This is a genomic window from Leifsonia sp. ZF2019 (assembly GCF_019924635.1).
In the GTDB taxonomy this organism is placed as follows: Bacteria; Actinomycetota; Actinomycetes; order Actinomycetales; family Microbacteriaceae; genus Leifsonia.
Genome location: NZ_CP065037.1, coordinates 3,268,273 through 3,287,674, shown reverse-complemented (window position 1 = coordinate 3,287,674; position 19,402 = coordinate 3,268,273). Strand labels below are relative to the sequence as shown.

The window sequence follows — 19,402 nt, the reverse complement described above, 5'->3', positions numbered from 1 at the left end:
GAGGAGAGAAATGGTGGAGTCGATCGCACGCGTGCGACACATCCGCGTCACCCCCATGAAGGCCCGCCGCGTCGTCAACCTGATCCGCGGCAAGCAGGCTCAGGAGGCCCTGGCCATCCTGAAGTTCGCGCCGCAGAGCGCGAGCGAGCCGGTGTACAAGCTGGTCGCGTCGGCCATCGCCAACGCGCGCGTCAAGGCGGACCAGTCCAACACCTACCTGGACGAGCAGGACCTCTACGTGAGCCGCGCCTTCGTGGACGAGGGCACCACCCTCAAGCGGTTCCAGCCGCGCGCACAGGGTCGGGCCTTCCGCATCAACAAGCGCACCAGCCACATCACGATCGTCCTCGCGACGCCGGATGAGGTCGAGGACGCCAAGCCCGCTACCAAGGCAAACGCCGTGAAGAAGGGGAGCAACTAATGGGCCAGAAAGTAAACCCCTACGGCTTCCGTCTCGGGATCACCACCGACCACGTGTCGCGCTGGTTCTCGGACAGCACGAAGAAGGGTCAGCGCTACAGCGACTACCTCGCCGAGGACGTCAAGATCCGCACGCTGCTCAAGACGTCGCTCGACCGCGCGGGCGTGTCCCGCATCGAGATCGAGCGCACCCGTGACCGCGTCCGCGTGGACATCCACACGGCCCGTCCGGGCATCGTGATCGGTCGTCGTGGCGCCGAGGCCGAGCGCATCCGCGCCGACCTCGAGAAGCTCTCGGGCAAGCAGATCCAGCTGAACATCCTCGAGGTCAAGAACCCCGAGGCCGACGCTCAGCTCGTCGCCCAGGGCATCGCCGAGCAGCTCGCCGCACGTGTGGCGTTCCGCCGCGCGATGCGCAAGGGCCTGCAGGGCGCCCAGCGCGCCGGCGCCAAGGGTGTCCGCATCCAGGTGTCCGGCCGTCTCGGCGGCGCCGAGATGAGCCGCTCGGAGTTCTACCGCGAAGGCCGGGTGCCGCTCCACACGCTCCGCGCCAACATCGACTACGGCTTCTACGAGGCCAAGACCACCTTCGGTCGCATCGGTGTCAAGGTGTGGATCTACAAGGGCGACATCACGAACAAGGAACTGGCTCGCGAGCAGGCGAACGCCAAGCCGTCGCGCGAGCGCAACGACCGCCCGCGTCGCGGTGGCCGGGGCAACGCCCCCGCCGCGGAGACCGCGCCGGCCGCAGCAGGAGTTGAGGCATAACCATGTTGATCCCACGCAGAGTCAAGCACCGCAAGCAGCACCACCCCGGCCGTAGCGGCCAGGCGACCGGCGGCACGAAGGTCTCCTTCGGCGAGTTCGGCATCCAGGCCCTGACGCCCGCTTATGTGACCAACCGTCAGATCGAGTCCGCTCGTATCGCCATGACGCGTCACATCAAGCGTGGCGGCAAGGTGTGGATCAACATCTACCCCGACCGTCCGCTCACGAAGAAGCCGGCCGAGACCCGAATGGGTTCCGGTAAGGGTTCGCCCGAGTGGTGGGTCGCCAACGTCAAGCCGGGTCGCGTTCTCTTCGAGGTCTCGGGCGTCTCCGAGGACCTCGCCCGCGAGGCCATGACCCGTGCAATCCACAAGCTGCCCCTCAAGGCACGCATCATCAAGCGCGAGGAGGGCGACGCGTAATGGCGATCGGTTCCAAGGAGCTCGCCCCGAGCGAGCTCGACACTTTCGAAGACGACCGTCTGGTCGACGAGCTGAAGAAGGCCAAGGAGGAGCTGTTCAACCTGCGCTTCCAGTCGGCCACCGGCCAGCTCGAGAGCCACGGCCGCCTGCGCGCCGTGAAGCGCGACATCGCTCGCATCTACACGGTCATCCGCGAGCGCGAGCTCGGCATCCGCGCCACCCCGGCTCCCGCCGAGGTCGCTGACGCGAAGGCCGCCAAGAAGAGCAGCAAGGCGAAGAAGGAGGCCCCCGCGGCCGCCGAGGTCGCCGAGAACGAGACTGAGGAGGCCAAGTAATGGCTGAGACCACCAAGGCCGCGGCCGCGGAGTCGGCGGCCGACGAGGCCCTCGTCCGCGGGTACCGCAAGGCCCGCCGCGGCTACGTCGTCAGCGACAAGATGGACAAGACCATCGTCGTCGAGGTCGAGGACCGCGTGAAGCACCCCCTGTACGGCAAGGTCATCCGCCGCACCTCCAAGGTGAAGGCGCACGATGAGAACAACACCGCCGGCATCGGCGACCTCGTCCTCATCAACGAGACCCGCCCCCTGAGCGCCAGCAAGCGGTGGCGCCTGGTTGAGATTCTGGAGAAGGCCAAGTGATTCAGCAGGAATCCCGACTCAAGGTCGCCGACAACACCGGTGCGAAGGAGCTCCTGACCATCCGTGTGCTCGGCGGTTCGAGCCGTCGCTACGCCGGCCTCGGCGACGTCATCGTCGCCACGGTCAAGGACGCGATCCCCGGCGGCAACGTCAAGAAGGGCGACGTCGTCAAGGCGGTCGTCGTCCGCGTGCGGAAGAACACCCGCCGCCAGGACGGCTCGTACATCAAGTTCGACGAGAACGCCGCCGTCATCCTGAAGAACGACGGTGACCCCCGTGGCACCCGCATCTTCGGGCCGGTCGGCCGTGAGCTCCGCGACAAGAAGTTCATGAAGATCATCTCGCTCGCTCCGGAGGTGCTGTAAGCCATGGCGAACATCAAGAAGGGCGACCTCGTCGAGGTCATCACGGGCCGCTCGCAGGCCCGTGGTGGTGACCGCGGCAAGCAGGGTCGTGTCATCGAGGTCCTGGTCGAGAAGAACCGCGTGATCGTCGAGGGCGTCAACTTCGTCACCAAGCACGTCCGCGTCGGCCAGACGCAGCGTGGCACGAAGACCGGCGGCATCGAGACCCACGAGGCCTCGATCCACGTCTCCAACGTGGCCCTGGTCGACCCCGAGACCAAGAAGCCGACCCGCGTCGGCTTCCGCACCGAGACCGTTACGAAGGACGGCGTCACCAAGACGGTCCGCGTTCGTTACGCCAAGAAGTCTGGTAAGGACCTGTAATGACTGACACTGCAGTGGAGTCTGGCAAAATCCAGCCCCGCCTCAAGCAGAAGTACAAGACCGAGATCGCCAAGCAGCTCCAGGGCGGCTTCGGCTTCACCAACGTGCACCAGGTGCCCGGTCTGGTGAAGATCGTCGTCAACATGGGTGTCGGCGAGGCGGCCCGCGACGGCAAGGTCATCGATGGCGCGGTCGCAGACCTCACGCTCATCACCGGCCAGAAGCCGCAGGTCACCAAGGCCCGCAAGTCCATCGCGCAGTTCAAGCTGCGCGAGGGCCAGCCGATCGGCGCGCACGTCACGCTGCGCGGCGACCGCATGTGGGAGTTCCTCGACCGCCTGCTGTCCCTCGCCCTGCCCCGTATCCGCGACTTCCGCGGTCTGTCGGACAAGCAGTTCGACGGGAACGGCAACTACACGTTCGGTCTCACGGAGCAGTCGATGTTCCACGAGATCAACCAGGACCGGATCGACCGCGTCCGCGGTATGGACATCACGGTCGTGACCACCGCCAAGAACGACGAGGAGGGTCGCGCGCTCCTGAAGCAGCTCGGCTTCCCGTTCCGTTCGGCTGAGACGGCCAACTAAAGCTAGTAGGCTTCTCTCTTTGTGGGCCGGCCGTCCCGGCCGGCCCACTTCCACCACAGGTCGTCAGTCGTGTAACGGCTGAACGAAACCTGGTGTACGAAGGAAAACCGCAATGACAATGACAGATCCGGTCGCAGACATGCTGACCAGACTGCGCAACGCGAACTCGGCGCACCACGACACCGTGTCGATGCCGCACTCGAAGCTCAAGGCCCACATCGCCGAGATCCTCACCACCGAGGGCTACATCTCGGGCTGGGACGTCGCCGACGCCCGCGTCGGCAAGACGCTGACCCTGCAGCTCAAGTTCGGTCCGAACCGCGAGCGTTCCATCGCCGGTATCAAGCGCGTCTCGAAGCCCGGCCTTCGCGTCTACGCGAAGTCCACGGAGCTCCCCAAGGTGCTCGGCGGGCTCGGCGTCGCCATCCTGTCCACCTCCTCCGGCCTTCTGACGGACCGTGAGGCTGAGAAGAAGGGCGTGGGTGGGGAAGTCCTCGCCTACGTGTGGTAACCCGCCATGTCGCGTATTGGAAGACTGCCCATCGACGTCCCCGCGGGCGTTGATGTGAAGATCGACGGCCAGGCCGTCACCGTCAAGGGCCCGAAGGGCGAGCTCAGCCTCACCGTCGCCAGCCCGATCGAGGTCAAGCTCGAGGAGGGCCAGGTCCTGGTCACCCGTCCGGACGACGAGCGCGCTTCGCGTTCGCTCCACGGCCTGACCCGCACCCTGATCAACAACATCATCATCGGCGTCACCGAGGGCTACTCCAAGGGCCTCGAGATCGTCGGCACCGGATACCGCGTCGCGCAGAAGGGTGCGGCCGTCGAGTTCGCGCTCGGCTTCTCGCACCCGGTGACGGTCGAGCCGCCTGCGGGCATCACGTTCACGGTCGAGGGCAACAACAAGCTGACCGTCAGCGGCATCTCCAAGCAGGCCGTCGGCGAGGTCGCCGCCAACATCCGCAAGATCCGCAAGCCCGAGCCGTACAAGGGCAAGGGTGTGCGCTACGCCGGCGAGGTCGTCCGTCGCAAGGCCGGAAAGGCTGGTAAGTAATCATGGCTCTGGGTACCAGAGGAAAGAGCAAGGCGGCCGCCCGCGATCGCCGTCACTCGCGTCTTCGCAAGAAGATCGCGGGTACCGCGTCCCGGCCCCGCCTGGTCGTGACCCGTTCCGCTCGCCACGTCTTCGTCCAGGTCGTCGACGACGCGCAGGGTCACACCCTCGCGTCCGCGTCGACCATGGAGGCGGACCTGCGCGGCTTCGACGGTGACAAGACCGCCAAGGCCCGCAAGGTCGGCGAGCTCGTCGCCGAGCGCGCGAAGAGCGCCGGTGTCGAGGCCGTCGTGTTCGACCGCGGTGGCAGCAAGTACGCCGGTCGCGTCGCGGCTGTCGCCGAGGGAGCTCGAGAGGGTGGATTGAACCTGTGAGCGACGAAAACAACAAGGAGCAGACCGTGGCAGAGCAGGCCGTGGAGACCGCGCAGCCGGTCGAGACCGCAGCCTCGACCAAGAACTCGAACGAGCGTGAGCCTCGTCGAGGTGGCCGGGAGCGCAACCCCAACCGCGACCGCGGCAGCCGGGACGCCGACAAGAGCCAGTTCCTCGAGCGCGTCGTGACCATCAACCGCGTGTCGAAGGTCGTCAAGGGCGGTCGTCGCTTCAGCTTCACCGCGCTCGTCGTCGTCGGCGACGGCAACGGGCTGGTGGGCGTCGGCTACGGCAAGGCCCGCGAGGTCCCCCTCGCGATCTCGAAGGGTGTCGAGGAGGCGAAGAAGAACTTCTTCCGCGTCCCGCGCGTCGGCAGCACCATCCCGCACCCCGTGCAGGGTGAGGCGGCCGCCGGTGTGGTCCTCCTCCGTCCGGCCGCCGCCGGTACCGGTGTCATCGCCGGTGGTCCGGTGCGCGCCGTCCTGGAGTGCGCCGGCATCCACGACGTCCTCAGCAAGTCGCTCGGCTCGTCGAACACGATCAACATCGTCCACGCGACGGTGGAGGCGCTCAAGCAGCTCGAAGAGCCGCGTGCCGTCGCCGCCCGTCGCGGCCTGGACTACGACCGTGTCGCGCCCGAGAAGCTGCTGCAGATCGAGGCCCGTGCGGCTGAGGCCGCCGCTACCGCGAAGGCAGGTGCCTGATGGCTGCGCGTCTGAAGATCACGCAGATCAAGTCGAAAGTGAGCGAGAAGCAGTACCAGCGCGACACGCTGCGCAGTCTGGGACTGAAGCGCATCGGCGACGTGACCGTCCGTGAGGACACCCCGCAGAACCGCGGGTACGTCAAGACCGTCGCTCACCTGGTGAAGGTCGAGGAGATTGACTAATGGCTGACGACAAGCCGAACAACGAGGCTGCCGAGAAGCCGGCCGCCAAGAAGCCCGCCACCAAGGCGGCAAGCACCAAGGCCGCCGAGAAGCCGGCTGCCGAGAAGAAGACCAGCACCGCGAAGAAGGCTCCGGCGAAGGCCGCTGCCGACAAGGCCGCCGCCTCGACGAGCGACGACACCGTCGCCGCCAAGCCGGCCGCGAAGAAGGCCGCTCCCAAGAAGGACGTCGCGGAGCCCCGCGAGCAGGTCCTGAAGGTGCACCACCTCCGCCCGGCCGCGGGTGCCAAGAAGGACAAGACCCGCGTCGGACGCGGTGAGGGTTCCAAGGGTAAGACAGCCGGCCGCGGTACCAAGGGTACGAAGGCCCGCTACCAGGTCCGTCCCGGGTTCCAGGGCGGCCAGCTTCCGTTCCACATGCGGACGCCGAAGCTGCGCGGTTTCAAGAACCCGTTCCGCGTCGAGTACCAGGTCGTGAACCTGGAGAAGCTCGCCGAGCTGTACCCGTCCGGTGGTGACGTCACGGTCGCCGACCTGGTCGCCAAGGGTGCGGTGCGCAAGAACGAGAAGGTCAAGGTTCTCGGTAACGGGGACATTGCGGTTAAGCTGAACGTTGCGGTCGACAAGGTCTCCGGCTCTGCTGAGCAGAAGATCGTCGCCGCTGGTGGCTCCATCAAGTAACCACCCGTAAAGCAGCGCAGTCGGGTGGCCGGAGGACCGGCCACCCGACTGACTCTTACAGGAAGCAGGACGCACTTTGTTTAGCGCCGTCGCGCGGATCTTCCGCACCCCGGACCTCCGCCGGAAGATCGCCTTCACCCTGGGCATCATCGCCCTGTTCCGGCTGGGGTCGTTCATCCCCGCGCCGTTCGTCGACTTCGGCAACGTGCAGACCTGTCTGAACGCGAACCAGGACACGTCGGGTCTCTACTCGCTCGTGAACCTGTTCTCCGGCGGTGCACTCCTCCAGCTGTCGATCTTCGCGCTCGGCATCATGCCGTACATCACGGCGTCGATCATCGTGCAGCTCCTGCGCGTGGTCATCCCGCGCTTCGAGACCCTCTACAAGGAGGGTCAGGCCGGTCAGGCCAAGCTGACGCAGTACACGCGTTACCTCACCATCGCCCTGGGCGTCCTCCAGTCGACGACCCTCATCACCGTCGCCCGCTCCGGCGCGCTGTTCGGCACCACCGCCGTCTCTCAGTGCACGCAGCTCATCACGGACGACTCGTGGTACGCGATCATGCTCATGGTCGTCACCATGACCGCCGGTACCGGCCTCATCATGTGGATGGGCGAGCTCGTGACCGAGCGCGGCATCGGCAACGGCATGTCCCTCCTCATCTTCACCTCGATCGCCGCGCAGTTCCCGAACTCGCTCTGGGCCATCGCCCAGTCGCAGGGCATCGAGATCCTCATCGTCGTCATCGCGATCGGACTCCTGATCGTGGCGGCCGTCGTCTTCGTCGAGCAGTCGCAGCGGCGCATCCCTGTGCAGTACGCGAAGCGGATGGTCGGCAGGCGCACGTACGGCGGCAACAACACCTACATCCCGATCAAGGTGAACATGGCCGGTGTGGTGCCCGTGATCTTCGCCTCGTCGCTGCTGTACCTCCCCGCCCTGATCGCGCAGTTCAACCAGCCGGCCGCCGGTAAGGCTCCGGCGCCGTGGGTGACCTGGATCACGAACTACCTCACCAAGGGCGACCACCCGCTCTACATGCTCCTGTACTTCCTCCTGATCGTCGGTTTCACGTACTTCTACGTGGCCATCACGTTCAACCCGGAGGAGGTCGCGGACAACATGAAGAAGTACGGCGGCTTCATCCCCGGTATCCGCGCCGGGCGCCCGACCGCCGAGTACCTCGACTACGTCCTGACCCGCGTCACGCTGCCCGGCTCGATCTACCTCGGCCTCATCGCCCTGATTCCGCTGGCGGCGTTCGCCCTGATCGGGGCGAGTCAGAACTTCATGTTCGGCGGCACGTCCATCCTGATCATCGTCGGTGTCGGACTCGAGACGGTCAAGCAGATCGACTCGCAGCTCCAGCAGCGACACTACGAAGGGCTTCTGCGTTGACCCGTCTACTGATCGTCGGACCTCCCGGAGCGGGGAAGGGCACTCAGGCCTCCCGCATCACGACCGCTTACGGGATCCCCGACATCTCGACGGGCGACATCTTCCGCGCCAACATCAAGAACGAGACGCCGCTCGGCCTCCAGGTCAAGGCGATCGTCGACGCGGGCGACTATGTCCCGGACAGCCTCACCAACCAGCTGGTCACCGACCGCCTGGGGGAGGACGACGCGGCGAACGGGTTCCTGCTGGACGGCTACCCCCGCACGTTGGCCCAGGTCGACTACCTCGACGAGATGCTGGCGGCACAGGGGCAGAAGCTCGACGCTGTGATCCAGCTCGTCGCGGATCAGGACGAGATCGTCGCACGGCTGACCAAGCGCGCACTCGAGCAGGGCCGGGCCGACGACTCCGAGGACGCGATCCGGCACCGCCAGGAGGTCTACCTGCGTGAGACCTCGCCGCTCGTCGACGTCTACCGCACGCGCGGTCTTCTGGTGGAGGTCGACGGTCTCGGCGGGATCGACGAGGTCGCGGCCCGCGTCCGGTCGGCGCTCGCCGAGCGGGGCATCGAGCCGATCTCCGAGACGGTGGCGTAGCCCGTCCCATGGTCTTCAAGCGGTCGATCTACAAGTCGCCCGCCCAGCTCCGCCTCATGGTGGCGCCGGGCCGGGCGACATCGGCGTCTCTGGATGCGGTCGCCGCGGCGGTGGCCGCGGGAATGACGACGCTCGAGCTCGATGCGATCGCGGAGCACGCGATCGAGGAGGCCGGCGGCCGGCCGAACTTCAAGCTGGAGCAGGGCTACCACCACACCATCTGCGCGTCGGTCAACGACGAGGTCGTGCACGGCATCCCCGGTGCCCGTGTGCTGCAGCCCGGCGACATCGTGTCGGTCGACAGCGGTGCGATCCTCGACGGCTGGAACGGCGACGCCGCGCGCACGTTCGTGCTGCCCGATCCGGCCCGCCCGGAGCTCGTCGCCGAACGGCAGAAGCTGTCGGATGTGACCGAGCAGTCGCTGTGGCACGGAATCGCGCGGCTGGCGAGCGCCCGCCACCTCAACGAGGTCGGCGAGGCGATCGAGGACCACATCCTGTCGCAGGGCGATTACGGCATCCTGACCGATTACATCGGCCACGGCATCGGGCGCCGCATGCACGAGGATCCGCCGGTGTTCAACTATCGTGTGCGTGCGAAGGGTCCGGAGGTCAAGCCCGGTCTCGTCGTCGCGATCGAGCCGATGGTGGTTCTCGGCGACCAGGACACCTACGTGAAGGACGACGGCTGGACGGTCGCCACGGAGGACGGGCTGGCCGCCGCGCACTGGGAGCACAGTGTGGCCGTCCACGCGGGCGGGATCTGGGTGCTGACGGCCGCTGACGGCGGTGCCGAGGGCCTCGCGCCGTTCGGGATCACGCCGACTCCCCTCGCGTGAGAGACCGCTGCTGCGCCTCCGTCGCCGCGTTCGCTGTGAGCGGGGCGGGATCATAGACCCTCGGTTGGCGAAATGCGCGCTGATCCCATAAGATTGATCCTTGGTGTCTTGGGCACGTTTTCCGCATGCCCGACATCAGTCAACGCACGACCAGCAAACCACTACTTTTAGCGACAGTGAGGCTATGGCCAAAAAAGACGGTGTCATCGAGATCGAAGGATCTGTGATCGAGGCGCTCCCCAACGCGATGTTCCGCGTGGAGCTCACCAACGGTCACAAGGTTCTTGCCCACATCTCCGGCAAGATGCGTCAGCACTACATCCGCATCCTCCCCGAGGACCGCGTGATCGTGGAGCTGAGCCCCTACGATCTGACCCGCGGCCGGATCGTCTACCGCTACAAGTAAAGGTCTGCTGTAAGTAACGGCCTCACCACCGGGTAGCCCCGGGTGAGGTACGAGGACAGCGAACAAAGGTAAAGAAACACTATGAAGGTCAAGCCTTCCGTCAAGAAGATCTGCGACAAGTGCAAGGTCATCCGTCGCAACGGACGGGTCATGGTCATCTGCGAGAACCCGCGTCACAAGCAGCGCCAGGGCTGATGAACGCGAGCTGCTCGCAGCTCTCATAACCGAATATCGAGAACACAGGCGATCCCAGATCCCGCGTCCGTCCGACGGGCGCGGGGGACACCCTCGGAGGAGGCCGGGGCACCGGGATCGCTGCAGACCTCCACTCATCACAGGAGAAGCCAACACATGGCACGTCTAGCAGGCGTCGACATCCCGCGCGAGAAGCGCGTGGAGGTCGCACTCACCTACATCTACGGCGTCGGGCGCACGCGCGCGCTCAAGACGCTCGCCGAGACCGAGATCTCGGGCGACATCCGCGTCAAGGACCTGACCGACGAGCAGCTCGTCGCGCTCCGCGACTACATCGAGGGCAACTTCAAGGTCGAGGGTGACCTCCGCCGTGAGGTCGCCGCCGACATCCGCCGCAAGGTCGAGATCGGCAGCTACGAGGGCATCCGCCACCGCAAGGGCCTCCCGGTCCGCGGCCAGCGCACCAAGACCAACGCTCGCACCCGCAAGGGTCCGAAGCGCACCGTGGCCGGCAAGAAGAAGGCGCGCTAAGGCCCGCGGCCCAAGCTCTTAGGATTCAGGAGAAGAAATGGCAGCACCCAAGTCGGCCGCTCGCAAGCCGCGCAAGAAGGAAAAGAAGAACATCGCTGTGGGCCAGGCCCACATCAAGAGCACGTTCAACAACACGATCGTCTCGATCACCGACACCACCGGTGCGGTCATCAGCTGGGCGTCGTCCGGTGGCGTGGGCTTCAAGGGCTCCCGCAAGTCGACCCCGTTCGCCGCGCAGCTGGCCGCCGAGTCGGCCGCCCGCCAGGCGCAGGAGCACGGGATGAAGAAGGTCGACGTCTTCGTCAAGGGCCCGGGTTCGGGTCGCGAGACGGCGATCCGCTCGCTCCAGGCCGCCGGCCTCGAGGTGGGCTCGATCAACGACGTCACCCCGCAGGCGCACAACGGCTGCCGCCCGCCGAAGCGTCGCCGCGTCTAGTTCTCTTCACGTCGCCCGTCAGGCGGCGGTCCATCCGGGCCGCCGCCTGACGGCGTGACGAACACCACCTCACTCAACGCAAGTGTCATATAGCGGACACTTAGCCGAAAGGAATCAACAGTGCTCATTGCACAGCGTCCTACGCTCACCGAAGAGAACATCTCCGAGTTCCGTTCCCGGTTCGTCATCGAGCCGCTGGAGCCCGGCTTCGGCTACACCCTCGGCAACTCGCTCCGTCGCACCCTGCTCTCCTCCATCCCCGGTGCCGCTGTCACCAGCATCCGCATCGACGGCGTGCTGCACGAGTTCAGCACCGTCCCGGGTGTGAAGGAAGACGTCACCGAGATCATCCTGAACATCAAGGGTCTCGTGGTGTCGAGCGAGCACGACGAGCCGATCACGGCCTACCTGCGCAAGACCGGCGCCGGCCAGGTCACCGCGGCCGACATCTCGGCTCCGGCCGGCGTGGAGATCCACAACCCCGAGCTGGTCATCGCGACCCTCAACGACAAGGCGAAGTTCGAGGTCGAGCTCACCATCGAGCGCGGCCGCGGCTACGTGTCGGCCCAGCAGAACCGCAACGAGTACAGCGAGGCGGGCCAGATCCCGATCGACTCGATCTACTCGCCGGTGCTCAAGGTCACCTACCGCGTCGAGGCCACCCGTGCCGGTGAGCGCACCGACTTCGACCGTCTGGTCGTCGACGTCGAGACCAAGCCGGCGATCAGCCCGCGCGACGCGATCGCGTCCGCCGGTCGCACGCTGGTCGAGCTGTTCGGTCTGGCACGCGAGCTCAACAGCGCCGCCGAGGGCATCGAGATCGGCCCCGCGCCGGTCGACCAGGTCCTCAGCTCCGAGCTCTCGATGCCGATCGAGGACCTCGACCTGTCGGTCCGCTCGTACAACTGCCTCAAGCGCGAGGGCATCAACACCGTGAGCGAGCTCGTCTCGCTGTCGGAGACGCAGCTCATGAACATCCGCAACTTCGGTCAGAAGTCGGTGGATGAGGTCAAGGACAAGCTGACGGAGATGGGGCTGTCGCTGAAGGACTCGGTCCCCGGGTTCGACGGCGCCCACTTCTACAGCGGGTACGAAGAGGACGAGTCCACCATCTGAGGCCTCGTCTCACCGACAAGCCTTTCGACTTTTTCACAACTGGAGATAACCGATCATGCCTAAGCCCACCAAGGGCCCCCGCCTCGGAGGCGGTCCCGCGCACGAGCGTCTGCTGCTCGCCAACCTGGCTGCCGCGCTGTTCACGCACAAGAGCATCAAGACCACCGAGACCAAGGCCAAGCGCCTTCGTCCCTACGCCGAGCGTCTCATCACGTTCGCGAAGCGCGGCGACCTGCACGCGCGCCGTCGCGTGCTCGCTGTGATCGGCGACAAGTCCGTGGTCCACGAGCTCTTCACGGAGATCGCGCCGCTGGTCGCCGAGCGTGAGGGCGGCTACACCCGCATCACCAAGCTCGGCTACCGCAAGGGTGACAACGCGCCCATGGCGCAGATCGAGCTCGTCCTCGAGCCCGTCACCCCGAAGGCGAAGCCGGCCAAGGCCGCCACGTCCGCCGCTCCGAAGGCCGCTCCGGTCGAGGAGGCCCCGGCCGAGGACGCAGCCGCCGAGGAGACCGCCGTCGCCGAGGCCGAGGTCGTCGAGGAGGCGACCGGCGACGCCGAGGTCAGCGCCGAGGAGACCACCGCCGAAGCGGAGGCCGAGAAGGCGTAAGTCTCTCGCATCCTGTACGGAAGACCCCGCACCCCTCTGGGAGGCGGGGTCTTCCGCTTTGTAGGCTGGCAGGATGCACCAGAACGACGAGATCCTGCTTCCGCTGAGAGAGCGGCTGACCGCTCCGCCCGACTACACTCCGCGTCATCCACTCGTCGCGCGCTGGCGACCGGCGTCCGTCGACGACATCGACGCGGTGTGGGAGATCGCGAAGGCGACCGACGCCGCGGAACACCCGAACTACATCGCCACGCGCGAGGAGGTGGCGGAGGAGCTCGGGTACAGCTTCGTCGACCTCGAGCGTGACAGCCTGCTCGCCGAGACGGCGGACGGACGCGTGATCGCAGCGGTGCTCGTGGTCGAGCCTCCGCGCAAGGAGACGCTCGTCCGTGAGTTCCTCAGAGGCGGTCTGCATCCCGACTTCGCCGGACGCGGGATCGGCCGGGAGCTGCTCGCCTGGCAGCTCGCGCGGGCGGAGCAGAAGCTGGCCGCGTCGGACGAACGGCTGCCCGGCTGGATCGTGGGCTATGCGGACGAGCGTGCGCCGCGGCGCGAACGGCTTCTGCGCGCGGGCGGACTCGAGCCCGTTCGCTACTTCCTCGCCCTCGAGCGCGACCTCTCGGAGCCGATTCCGGCGGTGATTCCCTCCGGCGAGGTGCGGATCGTCCCCTTCGCTCCCGAGCTCTCGGAGGCCGCCCACCGCGCGCGCGACGACGCCTTCGGCGACCATTGGGGCAGCCAGCCGATGAGCGACGAGCAATGGAAGGCGTTCATCGGCGGCAGTTTCCGCGCCGATCTGTCGTTCGTGGCGCTCGCTGCGGGCGCGGACGGCGACGAGGTGGCCGGCGTCGTGCTGAGCCAGGTCAATGAGGAGGACTGGACCGCGCAGGGCTTCACGGGCGCGTACGTCGCCGCGCTCGGAACGACGAGGGCGCACCGCGGACGCCGGATCGCTCCGGCACTGCTGTCCGCGACGCTCCAGGCGTGCGCCGACCGCGGCTGGGAGAGGGTCACGCTCGACGTGGACGCCGAGAACCCCACGGGCGCACTCGGCCTCTACACGCGTCTCGGTTTCGTGACCACGACACGCGAGACCGGTCTGGTGCGAGTGTACTGACCCGCGGTCGTCACTGCGGTCGGGGGCCGGCCTTGTCCCACGGGTTCGCCGGGCGGATGGTCGATCGCTCGGCGAGCGTGTGGAGGGCGTCGCCGAGCGCCTGCGCGTAGAGCAGGCCGCCGCGATGTCCCGGGTGGATCTGGTCGTCGGCCAGCAGATCGAGGTGCCCCGCGATCGTGCCCTTCCAGTCCGCGATGACGACCCGTGCCGGATGCGCGGCCGCGAACGCGTCGAGTGCGGCGTCGACCCCGTCCGTCCACGAGCGGGGCGCCTGCACGTTGACCAGCACGAGCGAGCGCGTGGGGCCGATCGCGTCGAGCACGCCCTCCAGCGTGCCACCGGAGATCGGGCCGTTCGTCCCGAGCCCGATCACGACGACCTTCCGCAGAGTGCCTGCAGACGCGGCGGCGGCGACCACCTCCGGAGCCTTGCTCATCTGGCGCGAGACCACGGCGTCGACGGCGATACCCGGGTAGGTCTCCTGCAGTGCCGGGGCGGAGGCGAGCATGACCGAGTCCCCGAAGGCGGAGATGTCGGGTCCCTGCGCGATCGGGTGCGGGTCCGGCGGCACCCGGAGGGTCGGGGCGGAGGGAACGGGCGTCGCGGCTCCCGCGCTCGGCGAGCCGTTCAACGACGCGGCGCCGTCCTCGATCATCCGCTGGGCGTCCGTCGCCGCCGGGGCGACGACCATCGCGGCCACCGTTCCGGCGACGAGGAGCCCGGCCACGGCCAGGCCGGCGAACCCCGCCGTCGTCCCCGCGCGGGACGCGCGCATCCGCGCCCGGGCGCGGCGGAGCGCGCCCGCCAGGCCGTGCCGGCGGATGGGCTGCTCCAGGTACCGGTACGACAGGAGGGCTGCAGCGGCGGAGACGGCGAGGGAGCCGGTGCCGACGAGCAGCGCAGCGACGGGCTCGTGCTCGTCGGGCACGAAGGCGCACGCGAGCACGAAAACCGGCCAGTGCCAGAGGTAGAGACCATACGAACGGGCCCCGACGAATCGCAGCGGGGCGAGGTCGAGTGTGCGACCGAGGGAGGAGCGGGGGACGATCGCCGCCCAGAGCGCGATCGCGCTGAGGAGGCTGACGATGGGCAGCCCTCCGCGGTACGTGAACGCCGCGTCGGAGGTCATCGCGTAGGCGCACACGACCAGACCGAGCACCGAGAGGGCGCCGAGCGGCGGCAGCCAGCGACGGGCGAACGCCTGCAGGGCGGTCTCTCCCGCGTCGAGGTCGACCGGCCGCATCCGCGCGACCAGGATCGCGAGGGCGGCACCGAGGGCGAGCCCGAAGCTGTGGGTGTCCGAGCCGAAGTAGACGCGGGTCGGGTCGTCTCCGGGCGTATAGAGCACGCCCATCCACACGGCGGACGCGACCGCGGCGGCGAGGATGAGCGAGAGCCGCGCCCACCACGGCCGCAGGAGCGCCAGTGCGAGCAGGACGAGCGGCCACACCAGATAGAACTGCTCCTCGACGGCGAGGGACCAGAGATTGCGGAACAGCTCCGGCGCCCCCTGGGCGAAGTAGCTGGCGTCCGCCGCGATCGACAGCCAGTTGGCGCTGAACGTGAGGGCGCCGAGGATCTGCCGGGGGAGCCCCACCAGCACGTCGCCGCCGATCGCGAGTGCGACGGGGGAGCAGACGACGACCAGAAGGGCGATCGCCGGCAGGAGGCGGCGCGCCCGCCGGATCCAGAACCGCCGCAGGTCGATCCGGCCTGTCGCGCTCCGCTCCCGCACGAGCAGGCTCGTGATGAGGAAGCCGCTGATGACGAAGAACACGTCGACGCCGATGAATCCGCCCGGCAGCACGCCGGGGAAGAGGTGGTACACGAGCACGACGGCGACCGCGAAGGCGCGCAGCCCGTCCAGTCCCGCGTACCGGATCGGTCCGGCGGCGGGCCCGGACGCGGGCGGCGACGGCCGCCGGTCGGTCACGACGGGATGGACGGTCAGGAGGGGCACAGCACTCTCGGGGCGGTCGGCGGGCGGGGCGGATACGGCCGTGCCGCTGCGGCACGGAAGCGCCCACGATAGCAATCGCCGCTGACAGCCGGCTCACGCCGGAAGGCGTGCCGCCGACTCCGCGCGCTCCCTAGAATCGAGGGATGACCGAACTGGCGACGCGCTTCCGGCTCGACATCGCCTATCAGGGCACGGACTTCAACGGGTGGGGCAGGCAACCGGGGCTCCGCACCGTCCAGGGGGTGCTGGAGGAGGCGCTCGCGACCATCTTCCGGCGTGCGGGGGAGGCCCCCACCCTGACGGTCGCGGGCCGCACGGACGCGGGGGTGCACGCCCTCGGGCAGGTCGCTCACGTCGATCTCGCGCCCGAGCAGGTCGCCGTGCTGCGCAAGCCGCACGGCAAGCGGCCGCCGCTCCCGGCGCACGAGGCACTCGCGCGGAGGATCAACGGCATCCTCGGGCCGGTCCCGGACGTGGTCGTCCGCGCGGCGAGCGAGGCCCCCGTCGGATTCGACGCCCGCTTCTCGGCGGTGTGGCGACGGTACGAGTACCGCGTCGCCGACCGCGCGGCCGTGCGTGACCCGCTGCAGCGGCACCGCATCGCCTGGGTGTCGTCCGAGCTGGACGCGACCCGGATGGACACGGCGGCGCACGGGCTCCTGGGGCTCCACGACTTCGCCAGCTACTGCAAGGCGCGTGAAGGCGCGACGACGATCCGCACGCTCCAGGCGTTCTCCTGGCGCCGCGACGCGGACGGCGTGCTCGTGGGCGAGGTCGTCGCAGACGCGTTCTGTCACAGCATGGTGCGCGCCCTCGTCGGCGCCTGCGTCGAGGTCGGCGAGGGCAAGCTCGAGCCCGCAGACCTCGTCGCGCTCCGCGATGAGCACCTGCGCACCAGCGCGTTCAAGGTCATGCCCGCGCGCGGTCTCACCTTGCTGGAGGTCGGCTACCCGAACCCGGCGGAGCTGGCGCTCCGGGCGGAGCAGACACGGGCGCTCCGCTCCCTCTGAGGCGCTGGGGTCGCCGGACGGCGACTTGTCCGGCCCACCGCGGGGCGCATCGGTTTGACCGCCTCCGGGCGTGTCGCGTAGTATTGACCCTTGGTGTCCGCGCCTCCTGCGGTGCGGCACGCGAACGTGAGCCCTCCACCGGCACGGTTCCCGTCTCGTCGAGACGAGAACCCCCACGGAGTGGGATTCACGAACTCCTCCGTTCGATACAGAAAGCAGCCACTACTGTGACGCGCACTTACTCCCCGAAGGCAGACGAGATCCAGCGCGACTGGGTCGTCATCGACGCGACCGACGTCGTGCTCGGCCGTCTCGCCAGCCACACCGCCGCCCTCCTCCGCGGCAAGCACAAGGCGACGTTCGTCCCGCACCTCGACTCGGGCGACTTCGTCATCATCATCAACGCGGACAAGGTCGCGCTGACCGGCCAGAAGGCCGAGCAGAAGAAGGCTTACCGCCACTCGGGCTACCCGGGCGGCCTCAAGGCCACCACCTACTCCGAGCTCCTGGAGAAGAACCCGATCCGCGCCGTCGAGAAGGCCGTCCGTGGCATGCTCCCGAAGAACTCCATCGGTCGCGCCCAGCTCCGCAAGCTGAAGGTCTACACCGGAAGCGAGCACCCGCACGCCGCCCAGCAGCCGAAGCCGTACACGCTCGGCCAGGTCGCCCAGTAGGCGATCCCAGACCTTCACGACTGACAGAGACAAAGGATTATCACCACCGTGGCGAAGATCGCAGACAGCATCGACTCGGCCCAGGCCGAGAACGTCCAGGCCGAGAACGTCGAGTCCTACTCGACCGAGACCCCGGCCACCGAGGCCCCGGCCGCTCCGCGCGCCGTCCTCTCCGTTTCCGGCGGCGCCGTCGGCCGCCGCAAGGAGGCCATCGCGCGTGCGCGCCTGGTCCCCGGCTCCGGCACCATCACGGTCAACGGCCGTGAGTTCGCCGACTACTTCCCGAACAAGCTGCACCAGCAGCTCATCAACGACCCGTTCAAGGTCCTCGACCTGCTCGGCTCCTACGATGTCGTCGCCCGCATCACCGGCGGCGGCCCCTCGGGTCAGGCCGGCGCGCTGCGTCTGGCCATCGCGCGTGCGCTCAACGAGATCGACCGCGACAACAACCGTCCGACCCTGAAGAAGGCCGGCTTCCTCACCCGTGACGCGCGCGTCACCGAGCGCAAGAAGGCCGGTCTCAAGAAGGCCCGCAAGGCGTCGCAGTTCTCCAAGCGCTAAGCGACACCGAGCGTCTAGGCTGCCGTCATGCCACGTCTCTTCGGAACCGATGGAGTCCGCGGACTCGCCAACGGTAGCCTCACCGCCGACCTCGCGCTCGGCCTCGCTCAGGCAGCTGCTGCTGTCCTGACGCGAGGCCGCAGCGCGGAGGCACGGCGTGCCGCCGGCAAACGGCCGACGGCGATCGTCGCCCGCGACCCTCGCGTCTCGGGCGAATTCCTGTCTGCGGCGGTCGCCGCGGGCCTCGCCAGCTCGGGCATCGACGTGCTGGACGCGGGCGTCATCCCGACCCCCGCCACCGCCTTCCTCATCGCCGACTTCGACGCCGACTTCGGTGTGATGGTGTCCGCCTCGCACAACCCCGCGCCCGACAACGGCATCAAGATCTTCGCCCGGGGCGGCACCAAGCTGCCGGACGTGGTCGAGAACCGGATCGAGGAGCACCTCGATCTCGAGAAGCTCACCCCGACCGGCGCCGATGTCGGCCGTATCCGCCGCTTCGCGGACGCGGAGGACCGCTACGTCCTCCACCTCCTGGCGAGTCTCCCGCACCGGCTCGACGGCATCCACGTCGTGCTCGACTGCGCCCACGGCGCGGCCGCGGGCATCTCGCCCGAGGTCTTCACCGACGCGGGCGCCCGCGTCACCGTCATCGGCGACGCGCCGGACGGTATGAACATCAACGACGGTGTCGGCTCCACGCACCTCGACAAGCTCGCGGAAGCGGTCCTCGCCGCAGGCGCCGATGTCGGCATCGCCCACGACGGGGACGCCGACCGCTGCCTCGCCATCGACGCCGACGGCAATGTGGTCGACGGAGACCAGATCATGGCGATCCTCGCGCTCGGCATGAAGGAGCGCGGCAAGCTCACGGACAACACCCTCGTCGCCACCGTCATGAGCAACCTCGGACTGAAGCTCGCGATGCGCGACGCCGGCATCCGCGTCGTCGAGACCGCGGTCGGCGATCGCTACGTGCTCGAGGAGATGAACAAGAACGGCTACTCCCTCGGCGGCGAGCAGTCGGGCCACGTCATCATGAGCGAGTTCGCGACCACCGGCGACGGCATCCTCACCGGGCTCCACATCCTCAGCGAGATGGCTCGCCAGCGCAAGCCGCTGTCCGAGCTGGCGAAGGCCATGACCGTCTACCCGCAGGTGATGGTGAACGTGAAGGGCGTGGACCACCACGCCGTGCACACCGACGAGAAGCTCAAGGCGGCGGTCGCCTCTGCCGAGCAGTCGCTCGGCGACTCCGGACGCGTGCTCCTGCGCCCCTCGGGCACCGAACCCCTGGTCCGTGTCATGGTCGAGGCCGCGGACCAGTCCACGGCCGAGCGCCTCGCCAACGAGCTCGCCGACGTCGTCCGCGAGCGGCTGACGGTCTGAG

The 19,402-nt window shown here is 68.1% G+C and carries 29 protein-coding genes; 28 read left to right on the top strand and 1 reads right to left on the bottom strand.

Going from position 1 to position 19,402, the window contains the following annotated elements; all coding sequences use genetic code 11:
* Positions 1–10 precede the first annotated feature (10 nt).
* From rplV to IT072_RS16120, 24 genes are all read left to right on the top strand, one after another.
* The gene (gene rplV, locus IT072_RS16235) at positions 11–421 is read left to right on the top strand and encodes a 50S ribosomal protein L22 (protein ID WP_223357872.1); all 411 of its coding nucleotides are present in this window, start codon (positions 11–13) and stop codon (positions 419–421) included.
* Positions 421–1,188, top strand: coding sequence for a 30S ribosomal protein S3 (rpsC, locus tag IT072_RS16230; protein WP_021759580.1), 768 nt, complete (start codon positions 421–423; stop codon positions 1,186–1,188). Before rplV ends, rpsC begins: the two co-directional genes overlap by 1 nt.
* A gap of 2 nt (positions 1,189–1,190) precedes the next feature.
* Positions 1,191–1,610, top strand: coding sequence for a 50S ribosomal protein L16 (gene rplP / locus IT072_RS16225; RefSeq protein ID WP_021755781.1), 420 nt, complete (start codon positions 1,191–1,193; stop codon positions 1,608–1,610).
* Positions 1,610–1,945 (top strand): 50S ribosomal protein L29, encoded by a 336-nt coding sequence (gene rpmC / locus IT072_RS21330; RefSeq protein ID WP_327058917.1) that lies wholly within the window; start codon positions 1,610–1,612, stop codon positions 1,943–1,945. The genes rplP and rpmC overlap by 1 nt, the downstream gene beginning before the upstream one ends.
* Positions 1,945–2,250, top strand: coding sequence for a 30S ribosomal protein S17 (rpsQ, locus tag IT072_RS16215; RefSeq protein WP_018191959.1), 306 nt, complete (start codon positions 1,945–1,947; stop codon positions 2,248–2,250). The genes rpmC and rpsQ overlap by 1 nt, the downstream gene beginning before the upstream one ends.
* The gene (gene rplN, locus IT072_RS16210; protein ID WP_223357871.1) at positions 2,247–2,615 is read left to right on the top strand and encodes a 50S ribosomal protein L14; all 369 of its coding nucleotides are present in this window, start codon (positions 2,247–2,249) and stop codon (positions 2,613–2,615) included. The genes rpsQ and rplN overlap by 4 nt, the downstream gene beginning before the upstream one ends.
* A 3-nt stretch (positions 2,616–2,618) precedes the next feature.
* Complete coding sequence (gene rplX, locus IT072_RS16205; protein ID WP_021755778.1) at positions 2,619–2,978, top strand: 50S ribosomal protein L24; 360 nt, start codon at positions 2,619–2,621, stop codon at positions 2,976–2,978.
* Positions 2,978–3,565, top strand: a complete 588-nt coding sequence (gene rplE / locus IT072_RS16200; RefSeq protein WP_223357870.1) for a 50S ribosomal protein L5 — start codon at positions 2,978–2,980, stop codon at positions 3,563–3,565. Before rplX ends, rplE begins: the two co-directional genes overlap by 1 nt.
* 112 nt (positions 3,566–3,677) lie before the next feature.
* On the top strand, positions 3,678–4,076 hold the full coding sequence (rpsH, locus tag IT072_RS16195) for a 30S ribosomal protein S8 (RefSeq protein ID WP_223357869.1): 399 nt from the start codon (positions 3,678–3,680) through the stop codon (positions 4,074–4,076).
* Between the two features lie 6 nt (positions 4,077–4,082).
* Positions 4,083–4,619, top strand: coding sequence for a 50S ribosomal protein L6 (gene rplF / locus IT072_RS16190; RefSeq protein WP_223357868.1), 537 nt, complete (start codon positions 4,083–4,085; stop codon positions 4,617–4,619).
* Positions 4,620–4,621: 2 nt separating this feature from the next.
* Positions 4,622–4,993 (top strand): 50S ribosomal protein L18, encoded by a 372-nt coding sequence (rplR, locus tag IT072_RS16185; protein ID WP_223357867.1) that lies wholly within the window; start codon positions 4,622–4,624, stop codon positions 4,991–4,993.
* Positions 4,990–5,697 carry a 30S ribosomal protein S5 gene (gene rpsE / locus IT072_RS16180; RefSeq protein ID WP_021759563.1) on the top strand — a complete coding sequence of 236 codons (708 nt, stop codon included), beginning with the start codon at positions 4,990–4,992 and terminating at the stop codon, positions 5,695–5,697. Before rplR ends, rpsE begins: the two co-directional genes overlap by 4 nt.
* Positions 5,697–5,882, top strand: a complete 186-nt coding sequence (rpmD, locus tag IT072_RS16175; RefSeq protein WP_025156611.1) for a 50S ribosomal protein L30 — start codon at positions 5,697–5,699, stop codon at positions 5,880–5,882. Before rpsE ends, rpmD begins: the two co-directional genes overlap by 1 nt.
* Complete coding sequence (rplO, locus tag IT072_RS16170; protein WP_223357866.1) at positions 5,882–6,562, top strand: 50S ribosomal protein L15; 681 nt, start codon at positions 5,882–5,884, stop codon at positions 6,560–6,562. The genes rpmD and rplO overlap by 1 nt, the downstream gene beginning before the upstream one ends.
* A gap of 76 nt (positions 6,563–6,638) precedes the next feature.
* Positions 6,639–7,961, top strand: a complete 1,323-nt coding sequence (gene secY / locus IT072_RS16165; protein ID WP_223357865.1) for a preprotein translocase subunit SecY — start codon at positions 6,639–6,641, stop codon at positions 7,959–7,961.
* The gene (locus IT072_RS16160) at positions 7,958–8,557 is read left to right on the top strand and encodes an adenylate kinase (protein ID WP_223357864.1); all 600 of its coding nucleotides are present in this window, start codon (positions 7,958–7,960) and stop codon (positions 8,555–8,557) included. Before secY ends, IT072_RS16160 begins: the two co-directional genes overlap by 4 nt.
* Before the next feature lie 8 nt (positions 8,558–8,565).
* Positions 8,566–9,396: a type I methionyl aminopeptidase gene (gene map / locus IT072_RS16155; protein WP_223357863.1), complete on the top strand. Its 831-nt coding sequence runs from the start codon at positions 8,566–8,568 to the stop codon at positions 9,394–9,396.
* 184 nt (positions 9,397–9,580) lie between these two features.
* Positions 9,581–9,802: a translation initiation factor IF-1 gene (infA, locus tag IT072_RS16150; protein WP_011186713.1), complete on the top strand. Its 222-nt coding sequence runs from the start codon at positions 9,581–9,583 to the stop codon at positions 9,800–9,802.
* Between the two features lie 81 nt (positions 9,803–9,883).
* On the top strand, positions 9,884–9,997 hold the full coding sequence (gene rpmJ / locus IT072_RS16145) for a 50S ribosomal protein L36 (RefSeq protein WP_021759549.1): 114 nt from the start codon (positions 9,884–9,886) through the stop codon (positions 9,995–9,997).
* A gap of 156 nt (positions 9,998–10,153) precedes the next feature.
* Complete coding sequence (gene rpsM, locus IT072_RS16140) at positions 10,154–10,528, top strand: 30S ribosomal protein S13 (protein WP_025156616.1); 375 nt, start codon at positions 10,154–10,156, stop codon at positions 10,526–10,528.
* A gap of 37 nt (positions 10,529–10,565) precedes the next feature.
* Complete coding sequence (rpsK, locus tag IT072_RS16135) at positions 10,566–10,964, top strand: 30S ribosomal protein S11 (protein WP_018191944.1); 399 nt, start codon at positions 10,566–10,568, stop codon at positions 10,962–10,964.
* Between the two features lie 120 nt (positions 10,965–11,084).
* Positions 11,085–12,080, top strand: a complete 996-nt coding sequence (locus IT072_RS16130) for a DNA-directed RNA polymerase subunit alpha (RefSeq protein WP_021755754.1) — start codon at positions 11,085–11,087, stop codon at positions 12,078–12,080.
* Between the two features lie 55 nt (positions 12,081–12,135).
* A complete protein-coding gene (gene rplQ, locus IT072_RS16125; protein ID WP_223357862.1) occupies positions 12,136–12,690 on the top strand; it encodes a 50S ribosomal protein L17 in 555 nt (184 codons plus the stop codon).
* Between the two features lie 73 nt (positions 12,691–12,763).
* A complete protein-coding gene (locus tag IT072_RS16120) occupies positions 12,764–13,807 on the top strand; it encodes a GNAT family N-acetyltransferase (protein WP_223357861.1) in 1,044 nt (347 codons plus the stop codon).
* A gap of 10 nt (positions 13,808–13,817) precedes the next feature.
* On the opposite strand, the gene IT072_RS16115 is transcribed toward IT072_RS16120, so the two are convergent.
* Positions 13,818–15,767 carry an acyltransferase family protein gene (locus tag IT072_RS16115; protein ID WP_223357860.1) on the bottom strand — a complete coding sequence of 650 codons (1,950 nt, stop codon included), beginning with the start codon at positions 15,765–15,767 and terminating at the stop codon, positions 13,818–13,820.
* Between the two features lie 143 nt (positions 15,768–15,910).
* Between IT072_RS16115 and truA the strand changes: the two genes are divergently transcribed.
* From truA to glmM, 4 genes are all read left to right on the top strand, one after another.
* Positions 15,911–16,777 (top strand): tRNA pseudouridine(38-40) synthase TruA, encoded by an 867-nt coding sequence (gene truA / locus IT072_RS16110; RefSeq protein ID WP_223357859.1) that lies wholly within the window; start codon positions 15,911–15,913, stop codon positions 16,775–16,777.
* Positions 16,778–17,004: 227 nt separating this feature from the next.
* Positions 17,005–17,451 carry a 50S ribosomal protein L13 gene (gene rplM, locus IT072_RS16105; RefSeq protein ID WP_223357858.1) on the top strand — a complete coding sequence of 149 codons (447 nt, stop codon included), beginning with the start codon at positions 17,005–17,007 and terminating at the stop codon, positions 17,449–17,451.
* A 48-nt stretch (positions 17,452–17,499) separates the two neighbouring features.
* The gene (gene rpsI, locus IT072_RS16100; RefSeq protein ID WP_374758250.1) at positions 17,500–18,012 is read left to right on the top strand and encodes a 30S ribosomal protein S9; all 513 of its coding nucleotides are present in this window, start codon (positions 17,500–17,502) and stop codon (positions 18,010–18,012) included.
* Between the two features lie 27 nt (positions 18,013–18,039).
* Positions 18,040–19,401, top strand: a complete 1,362-nt coding sequence (gene glmM / locus IT072_RS16095; RefSeq protein ID WP_223357857.1) for a phosphoglucosamine mutase — start codon at positions 18,040–18,042, stop codon at positions 19,399–19,401.
* Position 19,402 lies beyond the last annotated feature (1 nt).